We start from the raw sequence: 16,104 nt of genomic DNA on the forward strand, positions 1-16,104 counted from the left end.
CAACAACGCAGCGTGCGCTGGACCTGGCAGCAGCATTTGACGCAACCGGGGTCTGGCCGGGTGGCACACAGTCGTAAAATGTGTTATAATAGCGCAAAACAGAGCTGTGTATCTGTTTTGTTTTGGAAAGAATAAAACGTGCTGAAAACAGCGCGAGATTGGAGAGTATTGGCATGATCGAAATCACCATGGAAAATGGAAAAACCATCAAATTGGAACTGGACGCCAGTGCCGCGCCCATCACGGTCGAAAATTTTGAAAAACTGGTTCGGGAAGGCTTTTATGACGGTCTGACCTTTCATCGCATTATCCCCGGCTTCATGATTCAAGGCGGATGCCCGCAGGGCACAGGTATGGGTGGCCCCGGATATGGCATCAAAGGCGAATTTGCCTCCAACGGTGTAAACAACCCCATCCGCCACACACGTGGTGTGATCAGCATGGCCCGCTCGTCCATGCCCAACTCTGCTGGAAGTCAATTCTTCATTATGCACGCGGATGCTCCACACTTGGACGGGGACTACGCTGCATTCGGCCACGTAGTAGAAGGAATGGATGTAGTGGATGAGATCGCTGCTACTCCCACGGACTGGCGTGACAAACCCACAACTCCGGTCGTGATGAAAACCGTACGCGTGGTGGACTAATATGAAAAAGCTCCTGACCTTCTTTTTGGACAAGAGTATTGTGCCATTCCTCATCATCGGCGGTACAAACACCATCATTACACAGGTGGGCGAACAGCTTCTGTTGGAGCCGCTGGGTTATTGGGGTGCATCGGCGCTCATGTACTTTCTGTGCAGCATCGCAAGCTTTATTCTCAATCGAAAGTACAGCTTTCACAGCACAGCGCCCCTTCTTCAAAGCGCTGTCCGGTTTACGGTGCTGGTCAGCGCATGTTACGTGCTGAGTCACGGACTTTCCCAATGGATCGTTCCCTGGGGATTGGAACTTTTGTTTGGCACAGCACCTGGATGGGCTGAGCGTCTGACACTGTTGGGCGCACAAGTAATCTTTACGTTGTTGAACTACGTAGGTCAGCGTCTGTGGGCCTTCAAAGAATAAAACAAAAAAGCTTCGGAGCTTTTGCTCCGAAGCTTTTTTATTGTTCACTGTGCCAAACAAACGCGGACGGCACACATTGTTCCATCCTCTCCGGCCTGCCAGTTTACCTGTACGGCAACCCCCTCCGTCAGCGCATTCGGTTCTATTTCACTTTCTTCATTCAGCAGGAAGGTCTGTTCTCCATTCTGTGTATCCAGCACCAACTTTTCATCCGTCCAGCTCAATACCGTTCCCTGAATGGGCTCAGCATCTTGCAAAACCAATGTGTCCTGAACAGCGTACTGTTTCGGGGCGGGAGCTTCGGCCGGCTCCTGCCTGGCCATGGCCACCGTACTTTGAGAGCCTCCTGCCGTTTGCATGGATTGTGTGGTATACGGCCAGGCCGTCAAAACCGCCAAGGCCAGTGCTGCCGCACAACCTGCCAGCGCACAAACCCTGCGCACGGAAAAAATCCGCCGGCCAGTTGGCACCGCCTGCTCCATGCGGCGAAGCGTCTGTGTCCGCCAGGCCTCATCCACCGTGAGTTTCATCATTCCGGAAATATACTCATCCTTCCACATGGTCAAACTCTCCTTCCAATGTTTTCGCAAGATGCTTGCGCGCCCGGGCCAAACGGCTGAGTACCGTATTCTGAGGAAGCCCCAGCAGCTTCGCCAATTCCACCGAAGAATACCCCTCTATGTAATATAGATAAATCACCTGACGGTACTTTACCGGCAAAAGTGCCACTGCTTCCATCACCATGTTTTCTCGAGGCGTGAGCAGTTCATCTGGCAGCGTTTCGGGCAGTCCTTCGGTACGTCGCTGCCATGCACTGCGCAGAAAACTTTTGCTGCGATTGATGGTCACACGCAACAGCCACGCTTTCTGGTGATCTTCGCTGGTAAATACCGGCTTTGTGCGAACAAAACTGACAAATACATCCTGGGCGATGTCCTCTGCATCGTGCTGATTTTTTACCATCGCATAGGCCGTACGGAACACCATCGTTCCATATTTGTCCAGGATCTCTGAAGCGCTTTGCGCCTGCACCTCATTCTCCATGGCGTTCCCTCCCCTCTTTTGGAATACGTTTGAATCGGGCAAAAAATTGCATTCTTCGCAATTTTTGCACACAAAAAGCCGGCCGCACTAGGCAACTCCCAGTGCGGCCGGCTGCCGCTTTGTTTTAAGAAGATTCTTCTTTGCTCTTATCCGGAGCCGAAGCCACAAACCAGAAGGTACTGCCCTTGCCCAGTTCACTATCCACGCCAAACGCGTATCCGTGACTGATCAGGATGGCTTTTGTGATAGACAGGCCTAGACCCGTCCCCACCTTACCGGCATCGGCTCTGGAACGATAGTATTTATCAAAGATATATGGCAGATCTTCTTTGGCGATACCAGGGCCATGATCCGCAATCTCCACACGTGTACTTCCATCCGGCTGCGGTTTGGCAGACAAAGCCACGTATCCATCTTCGCCAATATGATGAATGGCATTGGACAGCAAGTTATGAATCACCCGGCTCATGCTATCCGGGTCTGCCTTGACCATGCAGACCTGATCTGTATCCACTTCCAAGTGGTAGCCGTTCTGCTCACATATATTCCGGTATCGGTCCGCCACCTCATCACACAACTGCGCCAAGTCAAAACGCACTGGTTCCAATTTCATCGTGCCGGAAGAATATTTGGACAGTTCCATCACGCTGTTCACAAGGCCGCTGAGGCGATCGGTCTCATCCACGATCACATCCAACTGGCTTGTGCGTTTTTCTTTGTCATCTCCGGTCAAATCCCGCACAGTCTCTGCATAGCCTTTGATGAGCGTCAGAGGCGTACGAAGGTCATGGCTGACATTGGCAAGCAAATCCCGCTGAAGTTGCGATGTATGATCTACCTCAGCCGCCATCGTATTGAAGTCTCGCGCAAGCTGCCCCAATTCATCGGAGTTCTTGGGTTCCCGGACCCGCACCTGATAATTGCCCTTGGCCACTTCCCGAGCCGCACTGGACAACTCTGTAATAGGCTTTGTAAACCATTTGCTGAACAAATAGGCCCCCAGAATGCTGACTGCTAAAAGCACCGCTGCAATGAACGGCACCTGCTGGCCAATCACTTCTCCTGCCTGGCCAACACGTTCAAGATCCGTGGAAACAATCACCGTGTACCGATTTTGCACATTTTTGCACACGACCATCTGCCGCATACCGTTCTGTCCGGTAAGCGTAAAATACATATCTCCATCCCGAAGCGTCTGAGAGCGGTACGCCAGAACATTTTGATTGTTCCAGGAAGGGATGCCCGTGTCTCCAAAAATGGTGGTGCGCGCTGGATGCAACAGGCACTGACCACTGGACAAAGCATGGTTTCCCAACAGGCATGTATAATTTGAATCCGCAATCTCAATGCATTTGCCCAGCAGCATAGAAGTGTATTCGGTCTGCTGTACTGCACTGTAAAAATCCGGGCTGATGCCGTTGGGCTGACTGGGATCTTCCAGCGTTTCGTACTTTTGGATCAAAAGCGAAAAAGCGTCTGCCGTTCGCTGAAGATCCGCATGCACCTTATGGGTGTAAAACGGCTCCAAGAGCCAAACATTTAACAGCCAAACCAATCCCAGCAAAAGAACGCACAAAAGCACTACAAACGCCATCAGCTTTTGACGTATGGTGCCCAAGGCTTTTGTTTTCATTCCTTGACCTCCGGGTCAAATTTGTAGCCCACACCCCATACCGTCACAATGTTCTCGCGGTATTTTCCAAGATGGCCGCGCAACATTTTGATATGGGTGTCCACCGTACGGTCCTCGCCGTAATAATCGTAGTTCCAAACTTTCTGCAAAATCTTTTCACGAGACAAGGCAATTCCTTTATTGGACACCAAAAATACCAAAAGGTCAAATTCCTTGGGTGTCAAGGGAGCTTCCTCGCCCGCGATGCGCACACTGTGGGACGCCGTATCGATTACCAGATCTCCAAACACGTAGCTGGTTCCGGTTTCTTTATCCTTCGGCATGGTACGTGCCAATACCACTTTGACACGAGCTACCAACTCCCGCGGGCTAAAGGGTTTTACCACATAGTCGTCAGCGCCATTTTCCAGCCCTGCCAACTTGTCGTATTCCTCACCTCGCGCCGTCAGCATGATTACCGGTGTCATAATCTTGCGCTTGCGCATTTCCTTTAAGCACGTCATACCATCCACAAACGGCATCATAATATCCAAAATCACCAGATCAATTCCACCCACACTCAAGCAAGCCAATGCGGCCGAACCATCTGTTGCCTCTTCACATTCAAATCCTGCATGCTGCAAATGTTCCCGAATCAACTCACGGATACGAGGCTCATCGTCCACGATTAAAATTTTCGGCATTTTGTTTCCGTCCCCCTTTGTTTATGCCATTCTGCGGTTATGATATCATAATAGCGAAGTGATATGTCCAATTTGTGAAAATTTTGTCTCGATTTTTGGAAAAAGCATTCCGTTTGGTTTGACGCACAGGCCGCGGCGCGTTACAATGAACAACAGCGACAAGGAAAGCGAGATGGACAAAATGGAATGGATTGTTTGGACCATTGGTGTAGTGATTGTTGTTTTGTGGGTACTGCTGCGGCCCGGTCGTTGCAAAGCGGGCCAGCAAATGCCGTTTTTGGGCGTAAACCATGCGCACCGGGGGCTGCACTCTCGGGACAAGAGCATCCCGGAAAACAGTCTGCCGGCTTTTCAGGCCGCAGTGGACAGCGGCTATGGCATGGAACTGGATATTCAACTATCCAAAGATGGTCAGGTCATGGTTTTTCACGATGATACACTGGACCGGGTGTGTGGCGTACACGGGCGAGTGGATGCCTATACCTTTGATGAACTGCGGCAAATGCGCTTGTGCGGCACCGAAGAGACATTGCCTCTTTTGACTGAGGTGTTCGATGTGGTGCAAGGTCGCCAACCTATGATTATTGAATTGAAAACTGGTCCCCGCAACAACGAGCTGTGCGAAAAGGGCTTGGCACTGATGCGCTCTTATCAAGAGAAATATCCGAAGGCTGCTTTCTGCATTGAAAGCTTTGACCCGCGAATTGTTGCCTGGTTCCGGCGCAACGCCCCGGACATTTTCCGCGGACAGTTGGCGGACGAACCCAAAAGCTATGAAGACATGTCGGCCCTGCGCGGCTTTTGTCTTGGATGCACTTTATACAATGTGATTGCGCGGCCTCAGTTCATTGCCTACGGCCCTGGCAAAAAGCCCATTCTCGAGCGTTTGGCCGAGGCCATGGGAGCTGTACGTGTGTGCTGGACTGTACGCCCTGAGGACGATATTGTGGCCAAAGAGCTGGAAAACGACGCGGTGATCTTTGAATTTTACAACCCCAAACCTCGTTACAAATAAGGAAGGAGTCCTTATGGTTTGCATCCTTTCTCCCGCTAAAAAAATGCGCGAAGATCTGGACACGTTGCCGCCCCAAGACCTACCCTTATTTTTGGAGCGAACCAATCATATTTTGCAGGTATTGCGTGCCATGACTCCACAGCAATTGAAAACGCTCTGGGCATGCAGCGACGCCATCGCGCAACAAAACATAGAGCGACTGCAGCGTATGGATTTAAAAAAGCGGCTCACCCCGGCGCTGCTGGCGTACGATGGCATTCAATATCAATATATGGCACCCGGCGTGTTTGAAACTGCCTACTTTGATTATGTGCAGCAGCATGTGCGCATTTTATCGGGCTTTTATGGAATATTGCGGCCTTTTGACGGGGTGACGCCTTACCGTCTGGAGATGCAGGCGCGTCTTTCGGTGGATGGGTCCCGGGATCTGTATGAGTTTTGGGGCCGCAGTCTTTACGACGCGCTGCGAAAAGAGACCGATGTGATTGTAGATTTGGCCAGCGCAGAATACAGCCGCTGCATTCGCCGGTTTTTAGAGCCCGGCGTACTGTGTGTACGCTGTTGTTTTGCCCAACGGATAAACGGAAAGCTTGTAGAAAAAGGAGTATACGTGAAAATGGCACGAGGCGAGATGGTTCGCTATCTTGCAGAAACCAACGCCCAAACGCCACAGGATCTTCAAAAATTTGACCGGCTTGGATACCATTTTTCTGCTGAAGATTCCAGCCAAAGTGAATATGTTTTTCTCTATGCATAAAAAAAGAGGGCGCGGCCGCGCCCTCTTTTTTTATGCATAATGGTAAACCGAACGGAAGCGGAAAAGGCACCAGCCGGATACCGCCAAAGACAGAATTTCTGCCACTGGAATCGCCAGCCATATACCGTTGACGCCCCACAGTTTGGGAAGCAGAAAAATACACAACACCAAAAAGCCAAATGTACGCAGGAAAGATAAAAAGGCGGACACTTTTCCGTTTGAGAGAGCGGTGAATAGCCCAGAAGAGAAAATGTTTACGCCCTTGAGCAAAAAGGAAAGCGCATACAGACGCATTCCATGAAGCGCAATGGAATACACCGAGCTCTGTCCGTCTGCAAAAAGCGCTACCACCGGACCACTGAAAAGCATGGAAGCTGCATAGGCAGCTACCGATCCGATTCCAATGAACAAAAGGCTCAACCGAAATAGCCGTTGTAATCTTTCATGATTTCCGGCGCCATAATTGTAACTAAACAGCGGAGCCACGCCGGAAGTATATCCTAAGAACATCGCCACAAAAAGGAAGTCCGCGTAAAATACAATCGTGATTGCGGCTACGCCATCTTCTCCCAACCACCGCATCATCTCGACATTGAACAAAAACGTAGTTACCGCGATGGCCAAGTTGGTCACCATTTCAGACGACCCATTGGTGCAGGCCTCCACCAGGATTTTGCCACGAAAAACAGGCTTTGTAAAATGCAAAGACTCTTTGCGCGCAATCGAAAAATAAATAAGACCTGTAACTGCGGGAATCGTAAAACCAACACCAGTGGCGAGCGCAGCTCCTTTAATGCCCATTTGCATGGGAACAATGAACACATAGTCCAAAACGATGTTCGCCACTCCCCCTGCAACGGTGGACACCAGCCCCAAATTGGGCCTGCCTGCTGTGACAAACAAATATTGGAACAGCATTTGAAGCACTGCGCAGGGCGAAAAGACACTCATATAAATCAAGTAATCATAGCAATAAGAATAGATTGCATCGTTTGCTCCCAGCATCCGAACCAAGGGAGATGCAAATACCACGCCAAGCACTGCGATTACAAAACCCAGCACCGTGCCTGCCGATACCACCAGTGAAAAGTTTTCCCGTGCCTGCTGGCCCTTTCCTTCTCCTAATTGACGCCCTACAATCGCACTGCCACCTGTAGCCAGCATAATGCCCACCGCAAACACCAGGTTTAATGCCGGATACACAATGTTGGTAGCGGAGAGAGCTCCCGTTCCCACAAAATTAGACACAAAGGCTCCATCTACCATTGTATAAAACGAGTTGAAAATCAGCATCACCATTGTCGGAATGGTGAAACGAAGCAAATACCCGGGCGTGATCGCCCGTTCCAGCGAATGCATCAGTCTTCTCCTTTCTCCAGTTTGTCTAAATCACAAAACGATTGATCGATCAATTCCAGCATCTGACACAGCAGCTCCACTTGCTGCGGGGCAAAACGTCGTTCTACTTCATCCAACGCCTTGTATAAAACCCGGTCATAAGCGTTGTACTCTTCTCGCACTGCCTGATTTACATTCAAATAGTACACTCGCTTATCCTCAGCGCTCTGCGTCTTCGTCACGAGCCCTAACTTTTCCAGCTCTTTTACTTTTAGCGTCACCGCCGATTTGGCAATATGCAGCATATCCGCAATTTTGCTGACCGTGCATTTATCCGTGTAGGCAATGATATCCAGACACAGAAGACTGTTGTGGGTGATTCCCTGCGATACCGCACCATTTCCAAGCCGCAGCTCATTGACTACCAAATCCAGATAAAACCGTTCCATCCCTTTGCGCAGATCCATTCATTTCACCCCTTTTAGTTTTGCAAATATAATTATAATTGCTTAACTAATAGGGTATCAGAATTCCATTTTATTGTCAAGCAAAGAAAGCCTCCCCTTGCGGTAAACGCCGATAAGGAAGTATTAAAAACATACTAACTTAACGGCTGACAAACAGGGTTGCTAAATGAACCGGCGTGTTATTTCGTAAGGAAATGGCACGCCGGTTTTCTACGCATTTCAAGCCTCATTTTCAAGGGTAAGAATCGCAAGACACCTCCGGCTATCCAACCACGTCAGGAAGTCCCGGTAACATCGGGCTTTTCTGCCCTCTAAATGCGTAGGCACAAACACCATAATATCAGCGGGCGCAAGCAAATTTCTGCTTGCGCCCGCTTGGTTACCACGCAGCAAAGGCGGAGGAAGCCGTCAAGGGCGCGAAGCGTTCATCTCGACCCTTCACGGCTTCCTTTGGCTTTGCTATTTCTTGACTACAATAGCTTCCGTCAGCTTTGCCTGCAAGCGGTGCTTCATGTACTCATCAATACCGATGTACGGCAAACCATCTTTGTCATAGAGCGTTCGCGTACAAAGCTTATTGATGTAGCCATCATAGTATCGCAAGACGCGCTCCACGGCCAGAGGATCACCGGCGCGGGCCGCTTCGATCACATCCATTGGCAAAAGCACTCTGCCGTTAAAAGTTGGTCGCTTCATGTTAGTTTTTCACTCCTTTGGATTGTAAGTCTTTTCGCAGTTCATTTAGTGTCTTTGTTCTGTGCCGTTGGACGGCGCTGCGGGACATTCCTGCAATACGACCAATCTCACCGTCTGTCAGCTCCAACGCACAATACAGGATCAAAATGCCTTGCTCCTGTTCCGGCAGGCTGGCAAAGGCGTGGGGCACCTGCTCGTCCCGGATATGTAAGGTATAGCCATAGGCCGTGAATAGGATGCTGTCGCTTGGATATTCGTCCACCGTGCAGAGCTTGTCCATTTCATGCTGCGGCAAGGCGCTGAACTCAATTTCCCGGTTCCGCTGGCGGGCCAAATCCCGCAGGTGGGTTCTGGCCTCGTTGCGGAGAACAGTTTTACAGAAAGCGTCAAATCGGCAGCGTTCTCCATAACCATCAGGGGTGTACTTCATCTTCTCACCCCCGATCTGCGGGAGAATGAGAAGCCGGGGCCGGTTGCGCCGCCCCCTGTGTCCATGTTGCTGCGGCCGCTCCGGCCCGCACCGAAAGACCGCAGGAACCGACAAAATTCGCCCGGCAGGTCGTAGACCCGCCAGGCGGAAATGAAAGATATATGAAGTCGTCTTACATGGTATAGTTCATACTCGTGGCCGGAGCTGTCCCCTGTTGAGTATAGGCTTTTTTTAACAAGCTATGCGTTTGAAAAATAGGATATATCAGCATGGCGGCTCCCTCCGTAGGCCGCCGATCCTGCGCCGGGCAAAGAAAAGCGGCGACCTTGATTTCTCAAAGCCGCCGCATATTCAATCAGGCGTGGGGAATGGACTGCTGTACGACGGCTTTTTTTCTTTTTGCCGTCGTCCGGCAGGTAGAAGATATTCAGTATTCAATCACCAATGTTTCCTGTCGGCCATCCGGGAACGTATAGATAAACTTCGCGGTAGTATCTTTGCAGGCCAAAAGAACAGAGCGTTGCACTCCATGTCCAGTTCCACATTGCCCCGGAAAGTGTCGGTCAATCGTATGGTCTGAAAACAAGGAAATCGTTCTGTATTGGTGCTGGAAAGCTGCTGCCGTAAAATTTCATACAGACCTTTCTTTGTAACAGGATTTTCTAAAATATAGTGATAGCGAAATCGTTCATTGGTAAAGCGGTTGCTGTTGATAACTCGAAGCAGATAGTCGGTAAACTTTGGTGGCATGATGCTCTCAATGCTTACCACAACTTTTCGCTCCGGGCTGTTATGGATTTGAGCGATCAGGGAAGAAAGTACCTGCGGAGATATAATGATAAAATCCATTTCTCCCTTGATGATTAGCGTGTACTCTTTCATTTTCAGGCTCCTTTTTCATACGGCCAGTGTAACCGGCACTGGCTGTATGCCAGAACACATCAATCAGTTGCCCGCAGCCTTTCCACAATACTTTGCTTCTCCAAATTCTTAAAGCAGATATAGGGAATCACGATTGCAAATACAATCAAGATCGGCGTGCAGATTACCAGCGGCAACAGCGTGAAATGGAATGTTGCCGTCCAGTCACCGGCCACCATCATACGAACACCAACGGCTACTGCCAAAGTGCCTAATACATAAGCTGCCAACAAAGTGCTTCCTGCGTAATACAAGCCCTCGTCGGTCAGCATACGCCGAAGCTGCCGTTTTGTCATGCCGATGCTCTGGATCATGGCAAATTCTTTCTGGCGGGAAACAATCGCTGTCACCATCGAATTGACGAAATTCAGAATACCCACAAAAGCAATGATAAGGCTGATTGCAAAGCCCATCACAGTGTTCGCCCGTGTCTGTTCCTGATAATGTTCAATCAATGTGGATTTCGCAGTATAATTCAGGCTCTTGTCCACGTCATGCTGATATTGGATCAGCATTTCTTCCGCCTGTGGCTGGTATTCCTCGGCTACATCAAAGAACAATTTTCGCAGAGTGTTATCCGGGTACATGGCCCGGAATGTATCGGCAGGAAGATAGAAAGAAAGGAAGTCTTGTGTGCTGCTGTTTACGCCCTCGGTAATGGTGGGAATATCCGCCACAATCGCCATAACCTCGTATTGCTGGCCGTTCAACGCTACCGTATCACCAACAGAATAAGTCGGCTGTGTTTCTTTCTCACTGTCCTCTGCGCCGGTAGCCGCTTCCATCACTACATAGCCCCCGGACAAGAATTTCTCTTTGTCAAAGGTGCCGTCCAATATCCTGCCGTCCTGTGCAAAGGTGTCCAGAATCAGGCCGTCAATGCCGTACAGAATGGAAGTACATTCGCCGCTGTCGATCATGTCGTGATAGGCTTCTGCCAGACCTGTATCCGTTGCTTCAATATAGGTCAGCCGGTCATCCGCGTTATAGTAGGTCTGGATATTTTCAAGAGCAGACGCCCCGATCTTATGCGTAAATACCTGCGAATACAAACGCCCTGTTGCTTCCAGCCCGGAAAGTCCCTCAATGTTCTGTACCAGCTCCGGGGAAATGGTGGTGCCGTAGGGATTGTAGGTGCCAAAGGTGGAAGAAATCGAACTGTCCTCTACCTCAAAATCACTGATAACTGTCTGGCTCATGTACTTATCAATATCAAAGCTGGCATTTTTTGCATAAACACAGGAAAGCAGCACAAGGCCCAACGTCAGAGAGCAGATGACCGTAATGGTACGCTTTCTGTTCCGGCCCAAATTAGCCAGAGCCATCTTCGGGATGCTGACCCCGCCGGTGCTTTTCTTTGTTTTCCGTTTGCTGTTCGTTCCGGCGTCAGTGTAGCGCAGAGCTTCCATTGGGGAAACCTTACCGGCGATTTTAGCAGGCTTCATGCAGGAGATCAGAACCGTCAAATAGGCAAACAGCGCAGAGCCGATGAAGATATAGGGATTGACCGCTGTTTTGGCTTCTCCCGTTGTCCCGGTTATCATGACCGGCACCAGCACGGCCCCCATCAGATACCCGATCACAAGCCCGATAGGAATACCAATCAGCGACAGGCGGTTGGCCTGCCCGTAAATCATCTTCTTTAACTGTCTTTTGGTTGTCCCCAAAGTTTTCAGTCGGCCATAAAAGCGGATGTCACTGGCAACGGAGATCTGAAAGATGTTATAGATAATCAGATAACCGCTTGCAAATACCAGAACCATGCAAATTGCCATCGGCAGAACTTCACGGATGATATTCTGGTTCATTGTGGAATCATAAGCAGCATTAGGAGAAAGGGACACATTGGGCAGGCCGGTGTCGGCTAAAATCTGCTGGGCCGCGCCTTCCAGATTGCTGTCGCGGTACAAGTCGATATGGAGCATCACCGTTCCTAATACCTGCCCGTTTGCCAACTGTTCCACTTGGTCGATACCTGCACACTGGCTTTGAACAAAGGATTCGGAAACCCACGCCATACTTGCCATAGCAGCAGAATTTCCATCCCAATAACCGGAGAGGGTGAATGTACTGGTGGTGATTTCTTCACCGTTTAAGTCCTTACGCCATTGCAAGGTGATTTCCTGCCCCAATTCATAAGGCAGTCCCATTTTATCAAGGGTAATGGTGTCCAAAGCAATCTCGTTTTCCTGCACCGGCATGGTTCCCTCGGTGGGATAGGAAAAGCTGGAACGGGCATAGTTTTCATCCGCATAGCGAATTTCCACCTGCCGCCCGGTCAACTCCTTGTTTTCAGCAATTCCAACCACAATGCTTTTGCCAAAGTCCCGGACAGCTTCATGGGCGGTGATTTTCTTCACATCCGCGTCCGTCATGATGCCGGAACTCAAATGGCTGTTATATCCGGCCTGCTGAAAATTCATGTTCCGCAGGTTTTCAACCATGCTCTGTGACAGGACAAACAGGGATGTAAACATTACCGTTGTCAGAACAATGGCAAAGATGGCAACCAGATTGCGCGTTTTGTTCGCCTTGAAACTGCGGTTTGTCAATGTGCGTATCATTGATTTTTTTCTTTTCATAGTATCACCGCCTTACTCTGCAATCCGGCCATCTTCGATATGAATGGTACGATCTGCCTGCGCTGCAATTTCCGGGTTATGGGTAATCATTACAATGGTCTGATGAAATTTCTGGCTGGTGACTTTCAAAAGCTCGATCACTTCATCACTGGTCTTGCTGTCCAGATTGCCGGTTGGCTCGTCGGCAAGGATGATCGCTGGTTTACTGGCTAAAGCTCTGGCAATGGCGACGCGCTGCTGCTGGCCGCCGGACAGTGTGTTGGGCATATTGTAGAGCTTCTTTTCCAGCCCCAGCAAAGACACGATCTCTTTGATAAATTTCTGATCCGGTTTTTTCCCGTCAAGCTGGATGGGCATAACGATATTTTCATACACATTCAAGACTGGAACCAGATTGTAGTTCTGAAAGATAAAACCGATCCGCTGGCGGCGGAACACAGTCAAGTCCTCGTCTTTCAGCTTGCCCAGCTCGTAATTATCTACCCTGACAGAGCCGGAAGTAGGGCGGTCTAATCCCCCCAGCATATTCAGCAGGGTTGACTTGCCGCTGCCGGATGTGCCGATGATGGCAACAAACTCGCCCGGCTCAATCGAAACGCTCACGCCGTCCAGCGCCTTAACAATATTCGGCTCGGTGCCGTATTTCTTTGTCAGTTGATTGGTGCTTAAAATACTCATGTTCTATAACCTCTCTTTGCTTTTTTGCGTTTTTCTTCATTATATCTGGGCAAAAGAAAGGCACAATGGAAAATGCGTAAACTAACATCTACAACGAAAAAACTAAGTCTGCACAAAAAAGAATCGCCGCTTCGTGAAGAAGCGGCGTCGATTTGTTAAGGAATCGGGATCAGGATTTTCAAAAGGTAGGTTCCATCCTCCTGACGGAAGCTGCACTGTCCGTCATATTTTTCAACGGCTTTTTTGATATTGGGAATACCAAAGCCATGTACGAAACGATCTTTCTTTGTGGTTCCCTCGGCTGGCTGTGTTCCCGGTAAAGTGTTGTTTTCCACCGTGATAATCAGCATATCCCGAACACGCTCGGCCTTGACAGTAACCAATCGTTGATCTTCCGGCAACCGTTCGCTGGCCTCCATAGCGTTGTCAATGGCATTGCCAAATATGGTGCTGATGTCCAATGGTTCTATGAAGTCCGTGCCCTTGAAATCAACCAAAGCCGAGAAATCAATCTGCTTTTCACGGGCTTTTGCCGCTTTATCCTTTAGAATGATGTCAAGAAACTCGTTTCCTGTATGCACATAGTCCTCATAGTCTGCAATTTGAGAGCGTAGCGTTTCGGCCATCTGCCGGGTTTCTGCTGTATTCTGCCTGCTTTCCATGACAAGCAGGTGATTTTTCAGGTCGTGGTAGATGGAGCGGACACGTTCTTCTTCGGCAATGCGCTCCTTGTAATAATCCCGCTGTGTTTCCATCTGCTGTACTCGGTATGCCGTCTGCATGGAATCATAGATATAGGCCGCCAGATACACACACCCGAAACTGGAAAAAATAGAAGCCCCACAGATGGGATAAACAATCGCAGTATTTTCCGGCATAAAGTAGATAATGGTGAAGATTGCCACAAATGAGGCAAGAATCAGCATATCAATAATCAACCATGTCTTTATGTTCAGATGGGACGGAATTTTTTCCAAAAACCTCCGCAAAACCAACCATGCGCCGATCCAGAACAGTAAGCGCAGTAAAAGTGACACTGTATGAATAGCTGTACTGATGAGCATGAGTGTTGGGGATTGCAAAGTCTCCTCATAACTTGCTTGGGTTATGATTTTGAATAATCGGCCTCCGGTGTCAAGCATTAAGTAGTTAATGGCAATGAGTGCCGGATAAAAAACAAGCATGACCGATAATTTCTCCATGAATGTCCCACGATAAAACAGCAGAACATAGAGAAAAAACAACAACATCGTACCGAACAGACTTCCGGCATCATTGGAATAGATAATAGAATCAGCCAAATAGCCACAAACCAGAAACGCTATAACTTTCAGCACCACATTTTTGCGGAGAGGAAGAAATGATTTCAGAATCAGAAAGAAAACCGCTGTATATCCCCATGCCAATAAAAAAGAGAGGATTTCAAAAAAGCGCATCATAAGAAATCCCCCCAATAGTCCGTCAGCCGTTCCATAAATTCTTTTCGTTTCGGCTGGCTGATGGGAATAATCTCACCTGTAATCAGTTCAATGTCCAGCTTCTTGATGCCTTTCACATAGAACAGATTGACAATATAGCTGGTATGGCAGCGCACAAAGTCTTTGTCGCAAAGTTCCCATTCCACTTCTTTCATGCTCTTGTAGCAGATAATATTTTCCTGCTCGGTATGGAACATCAGATTACGGTTATAGGTTTCAACGTATCGAATGGATTTCAGCGGCACCTTATATTTGCCGGTATCATTGGTAATCACCAGAGAGGGGGTATTTTCTTTCTGGCTACGCTCTACGAATTTGTCCATTTCTGATTTGAGCCGGACATATTTCATGGGCTTAATGATGTAGTTCGTCGCATGATATTTATACCCCTCAAGCCCATACTGTGTAAGAGTAGTGAGAAAAATAATGCCCACGGTTTCATCCATTTGCCGGATACGCTCGGCAGCATGAAGTCCGTCTACCATCTTCATTTGAATATCAAGGAAAATCAGGTCTATGGTTGGATCATATTTCTCAATCAGCTCCATACCGTCATAGTACGGGGTAATCTTTATGTCCCGTACTGTTTCCTTGCTGTATTGGTTCAGTAAGTCTGTCAAATACTGAACAAAGTCTTTTTCATCATCACAAATTGCTATATGCAGCACTGTATCACCTGCTTTCGTTATACCGTCTGTCCTTTGGCTTCTCTGTCTCCTTGGGGATCAGCCAGACACCGGCCATTTTGACAGCACCGGGGACGCGTCCATCGGTGCAGTAATAATATATCTAACGGGACGAAACGCCCCATGGTTCGTTTGTCTCTTTGACGATGATAGCATCCATGCCCGTATGCCCAATGATGCCATTATAATTCTTATAAGAGAAAAGCACAATAAAATTAGCGGGTAGTTTCCGTCCTTTCCAGCGTAATATTAGCGAAGCAAAAAACAAGGGTTTGGGAAGTTCCCAACAAGCAAAAATCTCAGCTCCGGCAGCAAGCCGGAAACAGAGATTATGTGGAAGTGTGGCCACACTTCCTATGCTTGCTCTGTTGTGACTTTCCCGGAAAGGACGAGAACGGAATGGAAAGGAAACGAAACCAGAAAGAGAGCGATTATTTGCCCAAACGGGGAAATCCGCTGCAAGAAACCGTCTGTTACAGGCTCGGCGGGACGGTCTATGAAGTATATACTTCCTGCGGCGGTACAGAACCGCTCTATGACAAAATGGTGCGGCTCATTCGCTCGGAAGCCATTGCCGCATCTGCTGACAAAGAGGACAAACCGCAGTATAATAAAGACAGCAACCTGTTTG

Annotated in this window: 18 protein-coding genes and 1 pseudogene; 5 read left to right on the forward strand and 14 right to left on the reverse strand. The window is 48.9% G+C overall.

The genetic code is table 11. The features are described 5' to 3' along the window. Positions 1–173: 173 nt before the first annotated feature. On the forward strand, positions 174–647 hold the full coding sequence (locus tag AB5H98_RS09085) for a peptidylprolyl isomerase (protein ID WP_367925595.1): 474 nt from the start codon (positions 174–176) through the stop codon (positions 645–647). 1 nt (position 648) lies between these two features. After that, positions 649–1,065 carry a GtrA family protein gene (locus tag AB5H98_RS09090; RefSeq protein ID WP_367925596.1) on the forward strand — a complete coding sequence of 139 codons (417 nt, stop codon included), beginning with the start codon at positions 649–651 and terminating at the stop codon, positions 1,063–1,065. A 44-nt stretch (positions 1,066–1,109) separates the two neighbouring features. Here AB5H98_RS09090 and AB5H98_RS09095 read toward each other — a convergent pair whose 3' ends face one another. The 4 genes from AB5H98_RS09095 to AB5H98_RS09110 all read right to left on the reverse strand — a co-directional run bounded on the left by AB5H98_RS09095 (position 1,110) and on the right by AB5H98_RS09110 (position 4,425). Beyond that, entirely contained in the window at positions 1,110–1,625 is a 516-nt protein-coding gene (locus tag AB5H98_RS09095; RefSeq protein ID WP_367925597.1) for a hypothetical protein, read from the reverse strand. Next, positions 1,612–2,109: a sigma-70 family RNA polymerase sigma factor gene (locus AB5H98_RS09100; RefSeq protein ID WP_367925598.1), complete on the reverse strand. Its 498-nt coding sequence runs from the start codon at positions 2,107–2,109 to the stop codon at positions 1,612–1,614. Before AB5H98_RS09100 ends, AB5H98_RS09095 begins: the two co-directional genes overlap by 14 nt. Positions 2,110–2,233: 124 nt before the next feature. Further along, entirely contained in the window at positions 2,234–3,742 is a 1,509-nt protein-coding gene (locus tag AB5H98_RS09105; protein WP_367925599.1) for a sensor histidine kinase, read from the reverse strand. After that, positions 3,739–4,425: a response regulator transcription factor gene (locus tag AB5H98_RS09110; protein ID WP_367925600.1), complete on the reverse strand. Its 687-nt coding sequence runs from the start codon at positions 4,423–4,425 to the stop codon at positions 3,739–3,741. Before AB5H98_RS09110 ends, AB5H98_RS09105 begins: the two co-directional genes overlap by 4 nt. Before the next feature lie 145 nt (positions 4,426–4,570). Here AB5H98_RS09110 and AB5H98_RS09115 point away from each other — a divergent pair, with 145 nt between their 5' ends. Both AB5H98_RS09115 and yaaA read left to right on the forward strand, forming a co-directional pair. Next, positions 4,571–5,440, forward strand: coding sequence for a glycerophosphodiester phosphodiesterase family protein (locus AB5H98_RS09115; RefSeq protein ID WP_367925601.1), 870 nt, complete (start codon positions 4,571–4,573; stop codon positions 5,438–5,440). A 13-nt stretch (positions 5,441–5,453) separates the two neighbouring features. Continuing rightward, positions 5,454–6,197, forward strand: coding sequence for a peroxide stress protein YaaA (gene yaaA, locus AB5H98_RS09120; protein ID WP_367925602.1), 744 nt, complete (start codon positions 5,454–5,456; stop codon positions 6,195–6,197). 30 nt (positions 6,198–6,227) lie between these two features. Here the strand turns inward: yaaA and AB5H98_RS09125 are convergent, their stop codons facing one another. From AB5H98_RS09125 to AB5H98_RS09170, 10 genes and pseudogenes are all read right to left on the reverse strand, one after another. Continuing rightward, positions 6,228–7,556, reverse strand: coding sequence for an MATE family efflux transporter (locus tag AB5H98_RS09125; RefSeq protein WP_367925603.1), 1,329 nt, complete (start codon positions 7,554–7,556; stop codon positions 6,228–6,230). Then, on the reverse strand, positions 7,556–8,002 hold the full coding sequence (locus AB5H98_RS09130; protein ID WP_367925604.1) for a MarR family winged helix-turn-helix transcriptional regulator: 447 nt from the start codon (positions 8,000–8,002) through the stop codon (positions 7,556–7,558). The genes AB5H98_RS09125 and AB5H98_RS09130 overlap by 1 nt, the downstream gene beginning before the upstream one ends. A gap of 459 nt (positions 8,003–8,461) precedes the next feature. Then, the gene (locus AB5H98_RS09135) at positions 8,462–8,698 is read right to left on the reverse strand and encodes a helix-turn-helix domain-containing protein (RefSeq protein WP_367925605.1); all 237 of its coding nucleotides are present in this window, start codon (positions 8,696–8,698) and stop codon (positions 8,462–8,464) included. 1 nt (position 8,699) lies between these two features. Beyond that, positions 8,700–9,128: an RNA polymerase sigma factor gene (locus AB5H98_RS09140; RefSeq protein ID WP_367925606.1), complete on the reverse strand. Its 429-nt coding sequence runs from the start codon at positions 9,126–9,128 to the stop codon at positions 8,700–8,702. Positions 9,129–9,566: 438 nt separating this feature from the next. Then, a complete protein-coding gene (locus tag AB5H98_RS09145) occupies positions 9,567–10,010 on the reverse strand; it encodes a hypothetical protein (protein ID WP_367925607.1) in 444 nt (147 codons plus the stop codon). Positions 10,011–10,069: 59 nt separating this feature from the next. After that, positions 10,070–12,631, reverse strand: coding sequence for an FtsX-like permease family protein (locus AB5H98_RS09150; protein ID WP_367925608.1), 2,562 nt, complete (start codon positions 12,629–12,631; stop codon positions 10,070–10,072). Positions 12,632–12,643: 12 nt separating this feature from the next. After that, positions 12,644–13,309 (reverse strand): ABC transporter ATP-binding protein, encoded by a 666-nt coding sequence (locus AB5H98_RS09155; protein ID WP_367925609.1) that lies wholly within the window; start codon positions 13,307–13,309, stop codon positions 12,644–12,646. A gap of 155 nt (positions 13,310–13,464) precedes the next feature. Further along, complete coding sequence (locus tag AB5H98_RS09160) at positions 13,465–14,748, reverse strand: GHKL domain-containing protein (RefSeq protein WP_367925610.1); 1,284 nt, start codon at positions 14,746–14,748, stop codon at positions 13,465–13,467. Then, a complete protein-coding gene (locus AB5H98_RS09165; protein ID WP_367925611.1) occupies positions 14,745–15,455 on the reverse strand; it encodes a LytR/AlgR family response regulator transcription factor in 711 nt (236 codons plus the stop codon). Before AB5H98_RS09165 ends, AB5H98_RS09160 begins: the two co-directional genes overlap by 4 nt. 4 nt (positions 15,456–15,459) lie before the next feature. After that, positions 15,460–15,633: pseudogene (locus tag AB5H98_RS09170) on the reverse strand (DNA-binding protein). A 239-nt stretch (positions 15,634–15,872) separates the two neighbouring features. Here AB5H98_RS09170 and AB5H98_RS09175 point away from each other — a divergent pair. Next, the coding region (locus tag AB5H98_RS09175) for a hypothetical protein (protein ID WP_367925612.1) at positions 15,873–16,104 on the forward strand (232 nt) is incomplete at its 3' end.

It is taken from the genome of uncultured Ruthenibacterium sp. (assembly GCF_963558415.1).
Lineage (GTDB): Bacteria > Bacillota > Clostridia > Oscillospirales > Ruminococcaceae > Ruthenibacterium.

Coding starts and splice junctions, on each gene's coding strand:
- AB5H98_RS09095 (WP_367925597.1), bottom strand. CDS start 1,625: ATGTGGAAGGATGAGTATATTTCCGGAATGATGAAACTCACGGTGGAT.
- AB5H98_RS09135 (WP_367925605.1), bottom strand. CDS start 8,698: ATGAAGCGACCAACTTTTAACGGCAGAGTGCTTTTGCCAATGGATGTG.
- AB5H98_RS09115 (WP_367925601.1), top strand. CDS start 4,571: ATGAACAACAGCGACAAGGAAAGCGAGATGGACAAAATGGAATGGATT.
- AB5H98_RS09160 (WP_367925610.1), bottom strand. CDS start 14,748: ATGATGCGCTTTTTTGAAATCCTCTCTTTTTTATTGGCATGGGGATAT.
- AB5H98_RS09105 (WP_367925599.1), bottom strand. CDS start 3,742: ATGAAAACAAAAGCCTTGGGCACCATACGTCAAAAGCTGATGGCGTTT.
- AB5H98_RS09110 (WP_367925600.1), bottom strand. CDS start 4,425: ATGCCGAAAATTTTAATCGTGGACGATGAGCCTCGTATCCGTGAGTTG.
- AB5H98_RS09090 (WP_367925596.1), top strand. CDS start 649: ATGAAAAAGCTCCTGACCTTCTTTTTGGACAAGAGTATTGTGCCATTC.
- AB5H98_RS09100 (WP_367925598.1), bottom strand. CDS start 2,109: ATGGAGAATGAGGTGCAGGCGCAAAGCGCTTCAGAGATCCTGGACAAA.
- AB5H98_RS09140 (WP_367925606.1), bottom strand. CDS start 9,128: ATGAAGTACACCCCTGATGGTTATGGAGAACGCTGCCGATTTGACGCT.
- yaaA (WP_367925602.1), top strand. CDS start 5,454: ATGGTTTGCATCCTTTCTCCCGCTAAAAAAATGCGCGAAGATCTGGAC.
- AB5H98_RS09125 (WP_367925603.1), bottom strand. CDS start 7,556: ATGCATTCGCTGGAACGGGCGATCACGCCCGGGTATTTGCTTCGTTTC.
- AB5H98_RS09085 (WP_367925595.1), top strand. CDS start 174: ATGATCGAAATCACCATGGAAAATGGAAAAACCATCAAATTGGAACTG.
- AB5H98_RS09130 (WP_367925604.1), bottom strand. CDS start 8,002: ATGGATCTGCGCAAAGGGATGGAACGGTTTTATCTGGATTTGGTAGTC.
- AB5H98_RS09150 (WP_367925608.1), bottom strand. CDS start 12,631: ATGAAAAGAAAAAAATCAATGATACGCACATTGACAAACCGCAGTTTC.
- AB5H98_RS09155 (WP_367925609.1), bottom strand. CDS start 13,309: ATGAGTATTTTAAGCACCAATCAACTGACAAAGAAATACGGCACCGAG.
- AB5H98_RS09145 (WP_367925607.1), bottom strand. CDS start 10,010: ATGAAAGAGTACACGCTAATCATCAAGGGAGAAATGGATTTTATCATT.